Genomic DNA, 16,570 nt, shown 5'->3' with positions numbered 1-16,570 from the left:
CGGTGGTCGGGCCGCAGCGACAAGGCATCGGCAGCGCTTAGTCTGGGATGGTTATGACTTTGCGCGTACTCGCCGCCATGTCGGGCGGCGTCGATTCCGCCGTGGCCGCCGCTCGTGCCGCCGAGGCCGGGCACGAGGTGACCGGTGTGCACATGGCGCTGTCCAGCAATCCCCAGTCGTACCGGACCGGGGCGCGCGGCTGCTGCACCCTGGAGGACTCCCGGGACGCCCGCCGCGCCGCCGACGTGATCGGCATCCCGTTCTACGTGTGGGATCTGGCGGAACGGTTCCACCGCGACGTGGTGGAGGACTTCGTCGAGGAGTACGCGGCGGGCCGCACGCCCAATCCCTGCCTGCGCTGCAACGAGAAGATCAAGTTCGCGGCGCTGCTGGACCGGGCGCTGGCGCTGGGCTTCGACGCGGTCTGCACCGGCCACTACGCCCGGCTCGACGACGGCGTGCTGCGGCGCGGCGTCGACGCGGGCAAGGACCAGTCGTACGTGCTGGCGGTGTGCACGCCCGAGCAGCTCGCGCACGCGATGTTCCCGCTGGGCGACACCGCCAAGGCCGACATCAGGGCCGAGGCGGAGCGGCGCGGCCTGCAGGTGGCCGACAAGCCCGACAGCCACGACATCTGCTTCATCGCCGACGGCGACACGCGCGGGTTCCTCGCCGACCGGCTGGGCACCGCGCCCGGCCCGATCGTCGACGCCGACGGCAACGAGGTCGGCGAGCACGACGGCGCCTACGCCTACACGGTGGGGCAGCGCAAGGGCCTGCGGATCGGCCGTCCCGCGCCGGACGGCCGGCCCCGCTACGTGCTGGACATCTCCCCGGTGGACAACACCGTCACCGTGGGGCCGCGCGAGGCGCTGGACGTCCACGAGATCGTGGGGGAGCGGCCGGTGTGGCTGTCGGAGCGGCCGTCCGGGGCGTTCGGCTGCCGGGTGCAGCTGCGGGCGCACGGCGAGGTGCACGACTGCACGGCCGAACCCGAGGGCGACCTGCTGCGGATCCGGCTGGCGGCCCCGGCCCGGGGAGTGGCGCCGGGGCAGGCCGCGGTGCTGTACGAGGGCGACCGCGTGCTGGGCTCGGCGACGATCGCGGAGACCGCCCGCGTCCCCGCCTGAAGGGGCCGGGCCGATAAGTTCCGTTGCCGGTAGCTTCCGTGCGCGCTTCGCGAGGAGGATCTGTGAGATTCGGTGTGTCCACGTTCGTCACCGACGAGGGCATCGGCCCCGCCGAGCTGGGCCGTGCCCTTGAGGAACGCGGTCTGGCGGCCCTCTACGTCGCCGAGCACACCCACATCCCGGTGAAGCGGGAGTCCCCGTGGCCCGGCGGCGACAAGCTGCCGCGCTGGTACTACCGGACGCTCGACCCGTTCGTGGCGCTCACCGCGGCCGCGGTGGTCACCGAGCGGCTGGAGGTCGCCACCGGCATCGCGCTGGTCGTCCAGCGGGACCCGATCGTGCTGGCCAAGGAGGTCGCCTCGCTCGACCAGGTGTCGGGGGGACGCGCCGTGCTGGGCGTCGGCGCCGGCTGGAACCGCGAGGAGATGCGCAACCACGGCACCGACCCGCGCACCCGGATGCGGTTGCTGGAAGAGCGGGTGCGGGCCGTCAAGGCGCTGTGGACGCGGGACGAGGCCGAGTTCCACGGCGAGTTCGTCGACTTCGACCCGGTCTTCCTCTACCCCAAGCCCGTCCAGAGCCCGCATCCCCCGGTCATGCTCGGCGGTGCGGGGCCGACGACGTTCGACCGGGTTGTGGCGTTCGGGGACGGCTGGATGCCGATCTACGGCCGCGGCACCGAGGCGCTCGCCGATCAGATCGCCGACCTGCGCGAGCGGGCCGGGCGGCGGGTGCCGGTCACGGTGTTCGGCGTCCCGCCCGAGGCGGCGGTGGTGGCCGAGCTGGAGGCCGCGGGCGTCGACCAGGTCCTGTTCAATCTCAAGACGCTCCCGGAGGCGGAGACCCTCCGCGAGCTCGACCTTCTGGCCGGTCTGCTGTGAGCGGGGCATTCCCCTGGGGGGCGGGGACCGCGACCGGCGTCGGCTCGTACCCCGGCGGCGACCCGGCGGAAACGCTGCGGATCGTGCTGGGCGAGCTGCCGGAACTGCCGCACCTGCCGGAGCTGCCGGCGCGCGGTCCGGGCGCCGATCTGATCGGCCGGACGGCGGGGCTGCTGGTCGACCTGGCGGTGCACGTGGAGCCGTCAGGGTGGCGGTTCTCCGACCGTCCGGGCCGCGACACGCGGCGCAGCCTGGACCATCTGGCGCGCGATCTGGACGTGCTGGAGGAGGCGGCGGGCGGCCACGACGGGCCGTTCAAGATCCAGGTCTGCGGCCCGTGGACGCTGGCGGCGGGGATCGAGCTGCGGCACGGCGACCGCACCCTGAAGGACCCGGGCGCGGTGCGGGATCTGACGGCCTCGCTGGCCGAGGGCGTGGCCCGGCATGTGGCGGACGTGCGGCGGCGGCTTCCGGGCGCCCGCGTCCTGCTGCAGATCGACGAGCCGGGGCTGCCCGCCGCGCTGGCCGGGCGGGTGCCGACCGCCAGCGGCTTCTCCCGGCTGCCGCCGGTGGAGGCGCCGCTGGCCGAGGACGGCCTGCGGCAGGTGATCGAGGCGGTGGGCGACGACGCGTTCCCGGTGGTGCACTGCTGTGCGCGGTCGGTTCCTTACGCACTGTTGCGCGGGGCCGGGGCCAGGGCGATCTCGGTCGACCTCAAGCTGGCCCCGCAGCGGGACGACGACGCCGTGGGCGAGACGATCGACGCAGGAGTCGGGCTGTTCTTCGGCGTGGTGCCGGGCACGGACGCGTCGCTGCCGTCGCTGGAGGCCACCGCGGCGCCCGTCCGGGAGCTGTGGCGGCGGCTGGGCTTCCCTTCGGCGCGGCTGGCCGAGCAGGTCGTGATCACACCCGGGTGCGGCCTGGCGGGCGCCTCGCCGCGCTACGTGCGGGCCGCGCTGAAGCGCTGCCGCGACGCCGCCCGGATGCTGCACGAGGCCGCCGAGTAGCGCCGGAAGGCCGTGACCGACCCGTCTCGGACGGTATCCGGGCACGTCGGACGGGGTGCGGCGGCCGTCCACGACGTCGCCGGCAGGGGACAGAATGGGGGCATGACCGCTAGCGAGGGTGTGCCCACCGAGGCGGCTCAGCGCCACCGGCGGCTGAGCGAGGAGATCGACGAGGCCAACTACCGGTACTACGTGCTCGACGACCCGACGCTGAGCGACGCCGACTACGACCGGCGGATGCGCGAGCTGAAGGCGCTGGAGGACGGGCATCCGGAGCTGGTCACGCCCGACTCGCCGACGCAGAAGGTCGGCGCCCCGATCTCCACCGACTTCGCGCCCGTCGAGCATCTGGAGCGGATGCAGAGCCTCGACAACGCGATGAACGCCGACGAGCTGCTGGCCTGGGACGACCGGGTGGTCAGGGAGGCGGGCAAGATCGCCGCCTATCTGTGCGAGCCGAAGATCGACGGGCTGGCGATCGCGCTGGTGTACGAGGACGGCCGGCTGGTCCGGGCGGTCACCCGCGGCGACGGCCGCACCGGCGACGACGTCACCCTCAACGTCCGCACCATCACCTCGGTGCCGTCCCGGCTGGCCGGCGACGGCTGGCCGGGGCTGCTGGAGGTGCGCGGCGAGATCTTCCTCACGGTCGAGGGGTTCGAGCAGGTCAACGAGATCCAGATGGAGGCGGGCAAGGACCCGTTCGCCAACCCGCGCAACGCCGCCGCCGGGTCGCTGCGGCAGAAGGACCCGCGGGTCACCGCGCGGCGGCCGCTCGACATGCTGATCCACGGTTTCGGGCGCTGGCAGGGCGGCAGGCAGCCCGACAGCCAGGCCGAGTCGTACGAGCTGATGCGCGAGTGGGGCCTGCCGGTCAGCGACCTCTACAAGGTCGTCGATTCGATCGACGCCGTCCGGGAGTACATCGAGTACTACGGTGAGCACCGGCGCGACCCGGCGTACGAGATCGACGGGGTGGTCGTCAAGGTCGACCAGTTCCCCTTGCAGCGGCGGCTGGGCTCGACGTCGCGGGCGCCGCGCTGGGCGATCGCCTGGAAGTACCCGCCGCAGGAGGTCAACACCAGGCTGCTCGACATCAAGGTCGGGGTCGGCCGGACCGGGCGGATCACCCCGTACGGCGTGATGGAGCCGGTCGAGGTCGCCGGGTCCACGGTGGCGTTCGCGACGCTGCACAACGCGAGCGAGGTCAAGCGCAAGGGCGTGCTGATCGGCGACATGGTGGTGCTGCGCAAGGCGGGCGACGTGATCCCCGAGATCGTCGCGCCCGTGTCGGCTCTGCGCGACGGGTCCGAGCGCGAGTTCACGATGCCCGCGCAGTGCCCCGAGTGCGGCACCGAGCTGGCGTACGAGAAGGAGGGCGACGCCGACATCCGCTGCCCGAACGCCCGGTTCTGCCCCGGGCAGCGGCGCGAGCGGCTGTTCTTCCTGGCCGACCGCAGGGCCCTCGACATCGAGGCGCTCGGCTACGTCGGGGCGACCGCGCTGACCCAGCCGCTGGAGCCCGCCGACCCGCCGGTCAAGAACGAGGGCGACCTGTTCCACCTGACGGTCGAGAAGCTGCTGCCGATCCGCACGGTGGTGCGCGACCCGCGCACCGGCCTGGCCCGGGTCGACCCCAAGACCGGCGAGGAGAAGGTCGTGACCTTCTTCGCCAACAAGGAGGGCGAGCCCAAGAAGACCGTCGAGATCCTCTTCGAGGAGCTGGAGAAGGCCAAGGAGCAGCCGCTGTGGCGGGTGCTGGTGGCGCTGTCGATCCGCCACGTGGGCCCGAGCGCCGCGCAGGATCTGGCCCGCGAGATGCGCTCGATGGACGCCATCCGCGCCGCGAGCGAGGAGGAGCTGGCCGGAGTCGACGGGGTGGGCCCGGCGATCGCGGCCTCGATCAAGCGGTGGTTCGAGGAGGACTGGCACCGGGAGATCGTCGAGAAGTGGGCGGCCGCCGGGGTGCGGATGGAGGACGAGGGGCAGGCCGGTCCGCGCCCGCTGGAGGGCGTCACGGTGGTGATCACCGGGTCGCTGGAGGAGTTCAGCCGCGACTCGGCCACCGAGGCGGTGCAGCGGCTGGGCGGCAAGGTCAGCGGGTCGGTGTCCAAGAAAACGGGCTTCGTCGTCGCGGGCGACAGCCCCGGGTCGAAATACGACAAAGCGGTCAAGCTTGGCGTTCCGCTGCTAGACGAGGCCGGCTTCCGCGTCCTGCTGGACGAGGGGCCGGAAGCGGCCAAAAGCGTGACCCAGAGCGGGGGCGCATGACCGGCCCGTGGTCGTTGCGCGGTTAACCAGGCTGAGGTTACCCAACGGTACAGTACGACTACCCACAGCCGGAGTCCTGGTGCAGAATGGGCATAACGGAACGTACCCAATCGGTTTCGCGAAGTTGAGTGAAGGTCGTACCCTCCCTGTCATCACGACCCACCAGAACATCCGGTCGTAACACAGGGGAACGCCCTCCAGCCGCCGGCGGCCGCGCCGGCCGGGGGGGACGGCCCTCGAGCTTCCCCCCGAGGATGTGATGAAGGACCCGAACAACACGCGGAACACGATGCCGCGGCGGGGCTCCCCGCTGTGGATCTACTTCGTGGTCGTCGTCCTGGCGGGCGTCGCCGCGTGTGCCGGCTCGCTCGCCGGGCTGTCCGGCGCCGACGTCGACGCCCTCGTGGGCAACCCGCTCTTCTGGATCCTGGGCTGCTTCATCGTGTTCGGCGAGCTCCGCCCGATCATCACGCCCGGCTCCACCGAGAACAACGGCGCCACGACGTCGACGACGTTCTCGTTCGCGGCGCTGCTGTACGCCGGGCTGCCCATCGCCGCCCTGCTCCAGGCCGTCGCCGCCGCCACCTGCGGCATCCTGCGCGGCCGCAGCCCCCACCGCATCGCGTTCAACGTCGCCCAGTACACCCTCAGCCTGGGCGCCGCCCAGCTGGTCCTCATGCTGTTCGGGGTGCACGCCACGCCCACCTCCCTGTGGGTGCCGGAAGGCCACGACCTGCCCGCGATCGCGCTGGCCGGCGCCGTCTACTTCGCCTGCAACGACACCCTGGTCGGCGCCGCGATCGCACTGCACGAACGGGTCTCGCTGCTCAAGGCGCTGCGGTGGGACCTGGGCTACCAGGTACTGGTGCATCTGGCGCTGCTGGGGCTGGCGCCGCTGATGGTCGTCGCGATGGACCGCTCGGCCGCCTTCGTGCCGCTGATCGTGCTGCCGTTCATCGCGGTCTACCTGAACGCCTCGGTCTCGGTGCGGCGCGAGCACCAGGCGCTGCACGACGGGCTCACCGGGCTGCCCAACCGCAAGCTGCTGATCGTGCGCACCGAGGAGGCGCTCGCGGAAGCGCGCGCCGCGGGCGCGCGATCCGCCGGCGCCCGCTCCTCCGGTCGCCGGTCGCGGCTGGCCGACGCCGCCGCCCGCCGCCGCAAGGGCGCCGGCGAGCCCGTCCGCCGCGCCGGCCTGTTCCTGCTGGACCTCGACCGGTTCAAGGAGGTCAACGACACCCTCGGGCACCCGACCGGCGACCGGCTGCTGCAACTGGTCGCGCACCGGCTCACGCACAGCGTCCGCCCCGGCGACCTGGTGGCCCGGCTCGGCGGCGACGAGTTCGCGGTGCTGCTGCCGACCGTCCGCGACGCCGCCGCGGCCCGCGAGGTCGCCGCCCGGCTGCGCGCCGCCCTCAGCGAGCCGGTGCGGCTGGACGGCATGTCGTTCGACCTGGAGGCCAGCGTCGGGATCGCGCTGTTCCCCGACCACGCCCCCGACTTCGAGCTGCTGCTGCAACGCTCCGACGTGGCGATGTACAACGCCAAGGGCAGCCGCACCGGCGTCGAGGTCTACTCGCCGGCCAAGGACCGCAACTCACCGGCCCGCCTCACCATGCTCGGCGACCTGCGGCGCGCCGTCGACCGCGGCGAGCTGGAGCTGTACTACCAGCCCAAGGTCTCGCTGCACGACGGCCAGCTGGTCGGCATGGAGGCCCTGGTGCGCTGGCGGCACCCCGACAAGGGCCTGCTGGAGCCCGAGCACTTCCTCCCGATCGCCGAGCAGACCTACCTGATGCGGTCGATCACCCAGTGCGTGGTCGAGGCCGCGCTGGCGCAGGCGGCCGCCTGGTGGCGGGAGGACCTGACCGTCCAGGTGGCGGTGAACGCCTCCGGCCGCGACCTGCTCGACACCGGCCTCGTCGAGGCCGTCGAGAGCGGCCTGCTGAGCCGCGGCCTGCCGGCCGCCTCGCTGCAGCTGGAGATCACCGAGAAGATCCTGATGAACGAGCAGGCCTACGCCTCCGACACGGTGGCCGCGCTGGCCGCGCTGGGCATCCCGCTCAGCCTGGACGACTTCGGCACCGGCTACTCCTCGCTGGTCCGGCTGAAGCGGATGCCGGTCGAGGAGATCAAGATCGACGCCTCGTTCGTGTCCCGGATCACCACCTCCACCGACGACGCGGTGATCGTCCGGTCCATCGTCGACCTGGTCCGCACCCTGGGACTGCGCTCGGTCGCGGAGGGCGTGGAAGACCCGCAGACGGCCGTGCTGCTGCGCGAGATGGGCTGCGACGCCGCGCAGGGCTGGCACTTCGGCCGCCCCATGGACGCCGCCACCGCGACCGACTGGCTGCGCCGCCGCATGGAACGCGCCCCGGAACCGGCCGCGTGACCAACCCCTGACGCCCGCGCACCCGGGCCGCGCGCCTCGCCGGGCCGCGAAAGCGGTGGGGGACGGCTCGCCGGGGCCCATAGGATGGCAGCTAACTTCATCGATCGCAGGAACGGTTCTCACATGTCCGCCATCACCCGTGACGAGGTGGCGCACCTCGCTCGGCTGTCCCGGCTGGCGCTGGCCGATGACGAGCTCGACCATCTCGCCGCCCAGCTCGACCAGATCATCTCCGCGGTCGCGCGGGTGCAGGAGGTCGCCGCGGAGGACATCCCGCCCTCCTCGCACGCGCTGCCGCTGACCAACGTCTACCGGGCCGACGAGGTCCGGCCCTCGCTGCCGCCGGAGCAGGCGCTGTCGGGCGCCCCGGCGGCCGAGCAGCAGCGCTTCCGCGTCCCCCGGATCCTGGACGAGGAGGCCTGACCATGGCAGAGCCGAGTGAGTCGGGGGGACGCGGCGATCTGGTCAGGCGGACCGCGGCGGAGCTGGCGGAGCTGATCGCCTCCGGCCAGGCGTCCGCGGCCGAGGTGGCCCGCGCGCACCTGGACCGGGTGGCCGCCGTCGACGGCGCGGTGCACGCGTTCCTGCACGTGGACGAGGACGCCGTGCTCGCCCAGGCGCGCAAGGTGGACGAGCGGCGCGCGGCGGGGGAGGAGCTCGGGCCGCTGGCCGGGGTGCCGATCGCGCACAAGGACGTGTTCACCACCACCGACATGCCCACCACCGCCGGGTCGAAGATCCTGGCGGGGTGGCGGCCGCCGTACGACGCGACGGTCACCGCCCGGCTGCGCGAGGCCGGGCTGGTCATCCTCGGCAAGACCAACATGGACGAGTTCGCGATGGGCTCGTCCACCGAGAACAGCGCCTACGGCGTGACCCGCAACCCGTGGGACGGGCAGCGGATCCCGGGCGGGTCGTCCGGCGGGTCCTCGGCGGCGGTCGCCGCGTTCGAGGCGCCGCTGGCGACCGGCACCGACACCGGCGGCTCGATCCGGCAGCCGGCCGCGGTGACCGGGATCGTGGGCACCAAGCCGACCTACGGCGGGTCGTCCCGGTACGGGGTGATCGCGTTCGCGTCGTCGCTGGACACGCCGGGCCCGTTCGCGCGCAACGTGCTGGACGCGGCGCTGCTGCACGAGGCGTTCTCCGGGCACGACCGGATGGACTCCACCTCGATCGACCGGCCGGTCCCGCCGGTCGTGGAGGCCGCCCGGCGCGCCGACGTGACCGGCCTGACCGTCGGCGTGGTCAAGGAGTTCGGCGGCGACGGCTACCAGTCGGGCGTGCTGGCCCGCTTCAACGAGGCCGTGGAGCTGATGGAGTCGCTGGGCGCCAAGGTGGTGGAGGTGTCCTGCCCCCACTTCTCCTACGCGCTGCCCGCGTACTACCTGATCGCGCCGTCGGAGGCGTCGTCCAACCTGGCGCGCTTCGACGCCATGCGGTACGGGCTGCGGGTGGGCGACGACGGCTCCCGCAGCGCCGAGGAGGTCATGGCGCTGACCCGGGCCGAGGGGTTCGGCGCGGAGGTCAAGCGGCGGATCATGCTGGGCACCTACGCGCTGTCCTCGGGCTACTACGACGCCTACTACGGCAAGGCGCAGCAGGTCCGCACGCTCATCGCGCGCGACTTCGACGCCGCGTTCGGGCAGGTGGACGTGCTGGTCTCGCCGACCACGCCGACCACCGCGTTCCCGATCGGGGAGCGCGCCGACGACCCGATGGCGATGTACCTGGCCGACCTGTGCACGATCCCGGCCAACCTGGCGGGCACCGCGGCCATCTCCGTGCCGTGCGGCCTCGCCGAGGACGGCCTGCCGGTCGGGTTGCAGATCATGGCGCCGGTGCTGGGCGACGACCGGGTGTACCGGGTCGGCGCCGCGGTGGAACGGGCTCTGGAGGACCGCTGGGGCGGCCCGCTGCTGGCCAAGGCCCCCGAGCTTGCGGAGGTGGCGGCCAAGTGAGCACGCCGACGGTGATGGCGTACGACGAGGCGCTGGCCAGGTACGAGCCGGTGCTGGGCATCGAGACGCACATCGAGCTGGGCACCGAGACCAAGATGTTCTGCGGCTGCCGCACCGCGTTCGGCGCCGAGCCGAACACCCAGGTCTGCCCGGTCTGCCTGGGGCTGCCCGGGGCGCTGCCGGTGACCAACCGGGCCGCGATCGAGGGCATCATCAAGATCGGGCTCGCGCTGGACTGCGAGATCGTGGAGTGGTGCAGGTTCGCCCGGAAGAACTACTTCTATCCGGACATGCCGAAGAACTTCCAGATCTCGCAGTACGACGAGCCGCTGTGCGTGGACGGCCGGCTGGACGTCGAGGTCGAGGGCGAGACGTACCGGATCGAGATCGAGCGCGTCCACATGGAGGAGGACACCGGCAAGTCGCTGCACATGGGCGGCACCGGGCGCATCCACGGCGCGGACCACTCGCTGGTCGACTACAACCGGGCCGGGATCCCGCTGGTGGAGATCGTCACCAAGCCGATCCCGGCGACCGGTGACAAGGCGCCGCTGGTGGCCCGCGCGTACGCGACCGAGCTGCGCGAGCTGGTCCGCTCGCTGGGCGTGTCGGACGTGCGGATGGAGCAGGGCTCGATGCGCTGCGACGTGAACGTGTCGCTGATGCCGCGCGGCGCGACGGAGTGGGGCACCCGCACCGAGACCAAGAACGTCAACTCGCTGCGGTCGGTGGAGCGCGCGGTGCGCTCGGAGATCGAGCGGCAGGCCGGGGTGCTGGAGTCGGGCGCCCGGGTGATCCAGGAGACCCGCCACTTCCACGAGGAGACCGGGGCCACCACCAGCGGGCGCAGCAAGGAGGAGGCGCAGGACTACCGCTACTTCCCCGAGCCCGACCTGGTGCCGATGGCGCCGGCCCGGGAGTGGGTGGAAGAGCTGCGCGCCACCCTGCCGGAGCCGCCCGCGGCCCGCCGGGCGCGGGTGCAGAAGGAGTGGGGCCTGTCCGACCTGGAGCTGCGCGACGTCGTCAACGCCGGCGCACTCGACCCGATCGAGGAGACGATCAAGGCCGGCGCCGACGCGGCCGCGGCCCGCAAGTGGTGGATGAACGACCTGTCGCGGCGCGCCGGCGAGCTGGGCGTGGAGCTGCCCGACCTGCCCATCACCCCGGCGCAGGTGGCGCGGATCCAGGAGATGGTCGCGGCCGGCGAGCTGAACGACAAGCTGGCCCGGCAGGTGTTCGCGGGCGTCCTGGACGGCGAGGGCACGCCCGACGAGGTGGTCGCGGCGCGCGGTCTCAAGGTGGTCAGCGACGACGGCGAGCTGACCGCGATCGTCGACCAGGTGATCGCCGACAACCCGGACGTGGCGGACAAGGTCCGCGGCGGCAAGGTCAACGCGGTGGGCGCGCTGATCGGCCCGGTGATGAAGGCGACCCGGGGGCAGGCCGACGCGGGCCGGGCCCGGCAGCTGATCCTGGAGCGTCTCGGAGTGTCCTGAAGCATCCTTGAGGGGCGCCCATAAAGCGCCCCTCAAGGGTGACATTTCCCTTATCGCCCGGCGCTCCGGCGGTCCCGGCAAATAGCAGCGCCTGCGGACGGACGGTGCGATATCGTCCGTCACTGATCGTGCCCGCCGGGACGAAGCAGGAAAAGTTGAACAAGAACCTGACCACGCTGCTGGCCACCGCGTCACTGGGCCTCATCGCCTTCGGAACGGCCGCGTGCGGCGGCGACGACGGTGAGAAGGCCGCGCCGCCGTCCGCGTCCGGTACGGCTACCGCGCCTGCTTCGCCGGGGCAGGCCCCGGGCGCGCCGTCGTCCGGCGCCCCGACCGCGCCGGGCGGCGACACCGCCGCGCCGGGCGGTGCCCCGCCCCCGCCGCCTCCACCGCCCGGCCTGCAGGTCGTCATGATCGACGCCAAGGGCGCCAAGTACGGCCGCCAGCTGGTGGTGGACACGACCTCGCAGGCCGTCGCCCAGACAGGCGGCAAGGCCCCGGCGAACTTCTGCGAGTCCGGCTACCAGAAGCTGGTCAAGGAGGGCGCCAAGTTCCCGGCCGGGAAGCAGCCGTACATGGACGCGTGCCAGCAGGGCGTGCGCCAGGGCTCCACCGGTTAACGGAGCGGGACGACGAGGATCTTGTCGTCCCCCTGGCGCGGATCGCCGCGGCCGTCACGGTTGCTGGTGGTGATCCACAGGGAGCGTCCGTCGGGGGTCGCCGCGGCGGCGCGGATGCGGCCGTACCGGCCCTCGAAGTGCGCGATGGGACGGCCCGCGCCCCCCTTGCCGTCCAGCGGCACCTGCCACAGCCGTTCGCCGCGCAGCCCGGCCGCCCACAGCGAGCCGCCCGCGTAGGCGAGACCGGACGGCGACGACTCCGCGGTGGCCCAGGTCAGCAGCGGATCGGTGTACTGCCGCTGCCCGCCGACGCCCTCCACCCGCGGCCAGCCGTAGTTGGCGCCCCGCTCGATGCGGTTGATCTCGTCGAAGCGCTCCTGGCCGAACTCGGTGGCGTACATGCGCTTGCCCTCGTCCCAGGCCAGGCCCTGGACGTTGCGGTGGCCGTACGACCAGAGCCTGGTGCGGTAGGGGTTGCCCGGCGCCGGCTTGCCGTCGGGCGTGACGCGCAGGATCTTGCCGCCGAGCGAGTCGCGGTCCTGGGCCAGCTCGAGCTCGTACCGCTCGCCGGTGGCGATGTAGAGCAGCCCGTCGGGGCCGAAGGCGATCCTGCCGCCGTTGTGGTTGCTGCCCTTGGGGATGCCCGTCACGATCGGCTGGAGCGCGCCGACGCGGTCGTCGTAGCGGAAGCGGACCACCCGGTTGTCATCGGCGGCGGTGAAGTACAGGTAGACGTACCGGTCGCGGTCGAACGACGGCGACACCGCCACGCCCATCAGGCCGCCCTCGCCCTCGGCCGCCACGCCGGGCACCTTCCCGACCTCGCCGACCCTGCCCTGCGGGGTGACCCTGAGCAGGTCGCCGCTGTTGCGTTCGGTCACCAGGGCGTCGCCGCCGGGGAGGAACGCGACGCCCCACGGGACCTCCAGGCCGGTGGCCAGCTCGCGCGCCGCGCCGATCCGCGCCGCGCCGGGAACGGTTCCGCCGCCGCTGGACGCGATCGGTGCGGGGGTGCGGGCCGCGCCGCCGCCGCCACCGCCCTCGGCGCCGGACGAGCAGGCGCCCGCAAGCAGGACCGTGGCCACCGCGACCGCGCTGATCGAGTGCTGTCTCATGGATCGCCTCTCCGTCACTTAATCTCTACTACGGATGTGACGTCGATCGCGTTCCGGTCCGCCGCGCGGCGTGCACGTTTTCCGCGGCGCGTTCGGGAGCCGCCCCCATAATGAGGGCTGTGCCGCACAACGGCCGGCCCCGGCGCCGCGCGATCGCGCCGGTCAGGGGCCGACTCGCCCGGGCGCGGACGTCCGACAAGGTCGTTCGTCTCCGGGTGGACGCCCAGCCTCAATCGGTCCGTGACCTAGGGAACGTACATTGAGCGACACGGTGATCCCGCACTGCAGCAACGTCGCTGACCTACAGTCGGCGCAGCGATGCGCGCGCCGCGATCCCGGTGCCCAACCCCGCGCGGGGCACGTTCGACCGCGCGCCGGCGTTGACGGGTGACCGGCGTGGATCGATCAACCGGCATGGAGCAAAGAAGAGCACGAACAACCCCCGGGACGCGGCGCCGCCGTGGCGTCGGCGGCTCTGGGGACGGTCAGGAGGGGACACGGCGCGATGGGCGGCGACAGGGCCAGGTGGTCGCCGCGGCGGGTCCCGCCGCGGGCGCTACCGGTCGGCATGGTCGCGATCGCCGGTGTGCTCTACGCCATCGGCTCGCTGCTGGGCTGGGGCGGCACGGCCTTCATCTCCTGGGGTGAGGCGGCCGCCGCCGTGATCGCCGCCGGGACGCTGCTGGCCGCGTCCCGGCGCCCGTCCGGCACCGGTTCCGCGACCGGCGCCGCTGACGACGACCCCGCCGGCGACGTCGCGGACTCCGAAGGGACGCCGCCGCCGTCGGTGTGGCGGGCGTCGTGGCGGTGGTTCGGGATCGCGGCCGCGTCGTGGTGCGTCGCGGCGTTCGGCAGCGCGGTGTCGTCCACCGTGTCGAGCCGCAGCGCGCTGTCGCTGTCGGTGACCGACCTGTTCTACCTGGTAGCGGTGGGGGCGCTGGTCACCGGCCTGATCGTGCCGATCCGCCTGCCCCGGGACGCCTACCCGTGGGTGCGGTACGCGGCCGACACCTACGTCTGCGCGGGTGCTCTGTTCGTGCTGGGCTGGGTGGCGCAGTTCAGCGGGCTGTACCACCGGTCGGGGGAGACCCCGTCGGAGTTCCTGCTGGAGTTGCTGTACCCGCTGATCGACATCGTGCTGGTGTGCGGGGCGCTGCCGTTCGTGCTGAGCTCGTCCCGGGGCCACCGGCGCACGGCCTGGACGGCGTACGGGGCGCTGGTCGCCTTCGCCGCGGCCGACATCGTGACCACGGTGGTGCGGCTGCGCGGCGGCGCGCCCGTCGACGACCCGGCCGACATCCTCCGGCTGGGCGGCCTGCTGCTGCTGATCCTCATCCCGCTGACCGGCGCGGCGCCGGCCGCGCCGGGGGAGGTGGACGACCCGCCCGCCGGCGAGCCCGCGCAGGGGCCCGTCTGGGATGTGCCGGGCGATCCGGCGATGGGGCCGGCCGGCGCGGACGGGACCGACGGCCCCGGCGGCGGCCGGCTGATCGGCCCGGGCATCGCCACCGCCGCCGCGGCGGCCGCGGCGGCGCTGTTCGTCGCCGGGCACTCGCTGACCGGGGCCAACGGCCTGGAGCCGGTGGTGCCGCTGGTCGCCGGGACGGCCACGCTGGTGGTGCTGGCCCGGCTGGCCGGGCTGCTGCGGGAGAACCAGCTGCTGCGGGGCGCGGTCGGCGCCGGCGAGGAGCACTTCCGCGCGCTGTCGGAGAGCATCAACGACGCGGTGCTGATCTGCGACCTGAGGGGCATCGTCCAGTACGTCAGCGCGGGCGCGCTGCGCACCTACAGCTACACGCCCAAGGAACTGCTCGGCCGGTCGCTGCACGAGATCGTCCACCCGGAGGACCTGCCGCGGGTGCGCGCCGGGTTCGCCGAGTTCCTGGCGGGCGAGGACGCCGATGACACCGATGACGCGGAGGAGGGCTGGGGCGCCGCCGCGGACGACCCGGTGGACGATCCGGTGGACGACGCCGTCCCGGGCTCGGCGGACCAGGCCGACGCGGTCGCCCCGGTGGTCCGGGAGCTCGGGGACGGCACGTTGCGGCTGGCCTGCCGGGTCCGGGCGGCCGACGGGACCTGGCTGCCCACCGAGTCGACGATCACCCGGTACAGCGGCACCGGCGACGCCCCCGGCCGGCTCCTGATCATCACCCGGGACCTGAGCGAGCAGGCCGCGCTGCGCCGCCAGGTCACCCATCTGACCTTCCATGACGGCCTGACCGGGCTGCCCAACCGCGCCTACTTCGAGGAGCGCACCCGGGAGCTGCTGTCCCGGCAGCCGTCCGGCGGCCGGGTCGCGGTGCTGTTCGTGGACCTCGACGGCTTCACCGCCGTGAACGACTCCGCCGGGCACGCGGCCGGCGACCAGGTGCTGGCGCAGGCGGCGCGGCGGCTGCGCGGGACCGTCCAGGCCGATGACACGGTGTGCCGCTGGGGCGGCGACGAGTTCGCCGTGCTGGTGCAGCTTCCGGCGGACGGGGCGGGGGGCGGCGCGGAGGCGGCCGAGACTCCCGCGGCGGTGGAACTGGCGGAGCGGATGCTGCGGGTGCTGACGCTGGAGCCGTACAAGGTGGGCGGGAAGGGCATCGCGCTGACCGCCAGCATCGGCATCGCGTTCGCGGGCGACGAGGAGGCCGGCGCGACCGCGGCCGGCCGGGCGGGGCGGTCCGGGACGGCCGCGGGACGGCGGCTGCGGCGCAGCGCCGCCGACCTGATCCGCAACGGCGATCTGGCGATGGCCCGGGCCAAGGAGCTGGGCGGCGGCCGGGTCGAGGTGTTCGCCCCGCACATGCACTCCGACGTCGTGCGGCGGCTGGAGCTGGGCGGCGATCTGCGCCGGGCGATGGCCGAGGAGCAGTTCGCGGTGGAGTTCCAGCCGGTGGTGGAGCTGGCCACCTCCCGGGTGACCGGGGTGGAGGCGCTGCTGCGCTGGTGGCGGGGGAGCGAGAGCGTCCCGCCGGAGCGGTTCATCGGCCCGGCGGAGGAGTCCGGGCTGATGGTGCCGCTGGGCGACTGGGTGCTGCGCGAGGCGTGCCGGGAGGTGGCGGGCTGGCGCGGCGAGGCGTGGGACATCGGGCTGTCGGTCAACTTCACCGCGCGGCAGATCGCGGCGCCCCGGTTCGTGGAGTCGGTGGCGGCGGCGCTGGAGGAGACCGGGCTGCCGCCCAGCGCGCTGACCCTGGAGGTGCGCGAGGAGGTGCTGGTCGAGGACGCCGGGCAGAGCGTGGCGCGGCTGTCGGAGCTGCGCGACCTGGGCGTGCGGCTGGCCATCGACGACTTCGGCACCGGCTACGCCTCGCTGGCCTACCTCGGGCAGCTCCCGGTCGACATCATCAAGATCGATCCGTCGTTCGTGGCCGGGCTGGGCTCGGACGAGACGCTGACCCTGCTCACCCGGACGATCGTCCGGCTGGGCAGCGACCTGGGGCTCACGGTGGTGGCCGAGGGCATCGAGCGGCCCGAGCAGTTCGAGCTGCTGCGCGAGATGGAGTGCCCGCGCGGCCAGGGCTACCTGGTGGCGCGGCCGATGGGGGCGGGCCGGGTGGAGTCGCTGGTGCGCACCAACCTGGAGGCCCGCGACCTGCCCGGCGAGATCGCGCTGCCGCTGGACGAACCGCCCATGCCATCTCGCATGGTGAGATAATTTGTCCAGGGATTTGACCACGGGCGTGAAGTCGGCGAAAGTGGGGCC

At 73.3% G+C, this 16,570-nt stretch carries 11 protein-coding genes; 10 read left to right on the top strand and 1 reads right to left on the bottom strand.

Annotation, left to right across the window (positions count from 1 at the left end; translation table 11 throughout):
• The first annotated feature begins 53 nt into the window (after window positions 1-53).
• The 9 genes from mnmA to ABD340_RS15715 all read left to right on the top strand — a co-directional run bounded on the left by mnmA (window position 54) and on the right by ABD340_RS15715 (window position 11,761).
• The gene (mnmA, locus tag ABD340_RS15755) at window positions 54-1,130 is read left to right on the top strand and encodes a tRNA 2-thiouridine(34) synthase MnmA (protein WP_344589708.1); all 1,077 of its coding nucleotides are present in this window, start codon (window positions 54-56) and stop codon (window positions 1,128-1,130) included.
• Window positions 1,131-1,192: 62 nt separating this feature from the next.
• Window positions 1,193-2,011, top strand: coding sequence for an LLM class F420-dependent oxidoreductase (locus ABD340_RS15750; protein ID WP_344589707.1), 819 nt, complete (start codon window positions 1,193-1,195; stop codon window positions 2,009-2,011).
• The gene (locus tag ABD340_RS15745) at window positions 2,008-3,018 is read left to right on the top strand and encodes a methionine synthase (protein WP_344589706.1); all 1,011 of its coding nucleotides are present in this window, start codon (window positions 2,008-2,010) and stop codon (window positions 3,016-3,018) included. The genes ABD340_RS15750 and ABD340_RS15745 overlap by 4 nt, the downstream gene beginning before the upstream one ends.
• A gap of 102 nt (window positions 3,019-3,120) precedes the next feature.
• Window positions 3,121-5,289, top strand: a complete 2,169-nt coding sequence (gene ligA / locus ABD340_RS15740) for an NAD-dependent DNA ligase LigA (protein WP_344589705.1) — start codon at window positions 3,121-3,123, stop codon at window positions 5,287-5,289.
• 259 nt (window positions 5,290-5,548) lie between these two features.
• The gene (locus ABD340_RS15735) at window positions 5,549-7,684 is read left to right on the top strand and encodes a putative bifunctional diguanylate cyclase/phosphodiesterase (RefSeq protein ID WP_344589704.1); all 2,136 of its coding nucleotides are present in this window, start codon (window positions 5,549-5,551) and stop codon (window positions 7,682-7,684) included.
• Window positions 7,685-7,807: 123 nt separating this feature from the next.
• Window positions 7,808-8,107, top strand: coding sequence for an Asp-tRNA(Asn)/Glu-tRNA(Gln) amidotransferase subunit GatC (gene gatC / locus ABD340_RS15730; protein ID WP_344589703.1), 300 nt, complete (start codon window positions 7,808-7,810; stop codon window positions 8,105-8,107).
• Window positions 8,108-8,109: 2 nt separating this feature from the next.
• On the top strand, window positions 8,110-9,645 hold the full coding sequence (gene gatA / locus ABD340_RS15725; protein ID WP_344589702.1) for an Asp-tRNA(Asn)/Glu-tRNA(Gln) amidotransferase subunit GatA: 1,536 nt from the start codon (window positions 8,110-8,112) through the stop codon (window positions 9,643-9,645).
• Between the two features lie 14 nt (window positions 9,646-9,659).
• Entirely contained in the window at window positions 9,660-11,141 is a 1,482-nt protein-coding gene (gene gatB / locus ABD340_RS15720) for an Asp-tRNA(Asn)/Glu-tRNA(Gln) amidotransferase subunit GatB (protein WP_344590687.1), read from the top strand.
• 155 nt (window positions 11,142-11,296) lie between these two features.
• A complete protein-coding gene (locus ABD340_RS15715) occupies window positions 11,297-11,761 on the top strand; it encodes a hypothetical protein (protein WP_344589701.1) in 465 nt (154 codons plus the stop codon).
• Here ABD340_RS15715 and ABD340_RS15710 read toward each other — a convergent pair.
• Window positions 11,758-12,876 carry a PQQ-dependent sugar dehydrogenase gene (locus tag ABD340_RS15710; protein ID WP_344589700.1) on the bottom strand — a complete coding sequence of 373 codons (1,119 nt, stop codon included), beginning with the start codon at window positions 12,874-12,876 and terminating at the stop codon, window positions 11,758-11,760. The genes ABD340_RS15715 and ABD340_RS15710 overlap by 4 nt on opposite strands.
• Before the next feature lie 505 nt (window positions 12,877-13,381).
• On the opposite strand from ABD340_RS15710, the gene ABD340_RS15705 reads away from it, so the two are divergent.
• On the top strand, window positions 13,382-16,522 hold the full coding sequence (locus ABD340_RS15705) for a putative bifunctional diguanylate cyclase/phosphodiesterase (RefSeq protein ID WP_344589699.1): 3,141 nt from the start codon (window positions 13,382-13,384) through the stop codon (window positions 16,520-16,522).
• Window positions 16,523-16,570: the final 48 nt, after the last annotated feature.

This window comes from Actinomadura vinacea (assembly GCF_039532545.1).
Taxonomy (GTDB): Bacteria; Actinomycetota; Actinomycetes; order Streptosporangiales; family Streptosporangiaceae; genus Spirillospora; species Spirillospora vinacea.
This window is presented reverse-complemented; position numbering and strand designations above follow the sequence as displayed.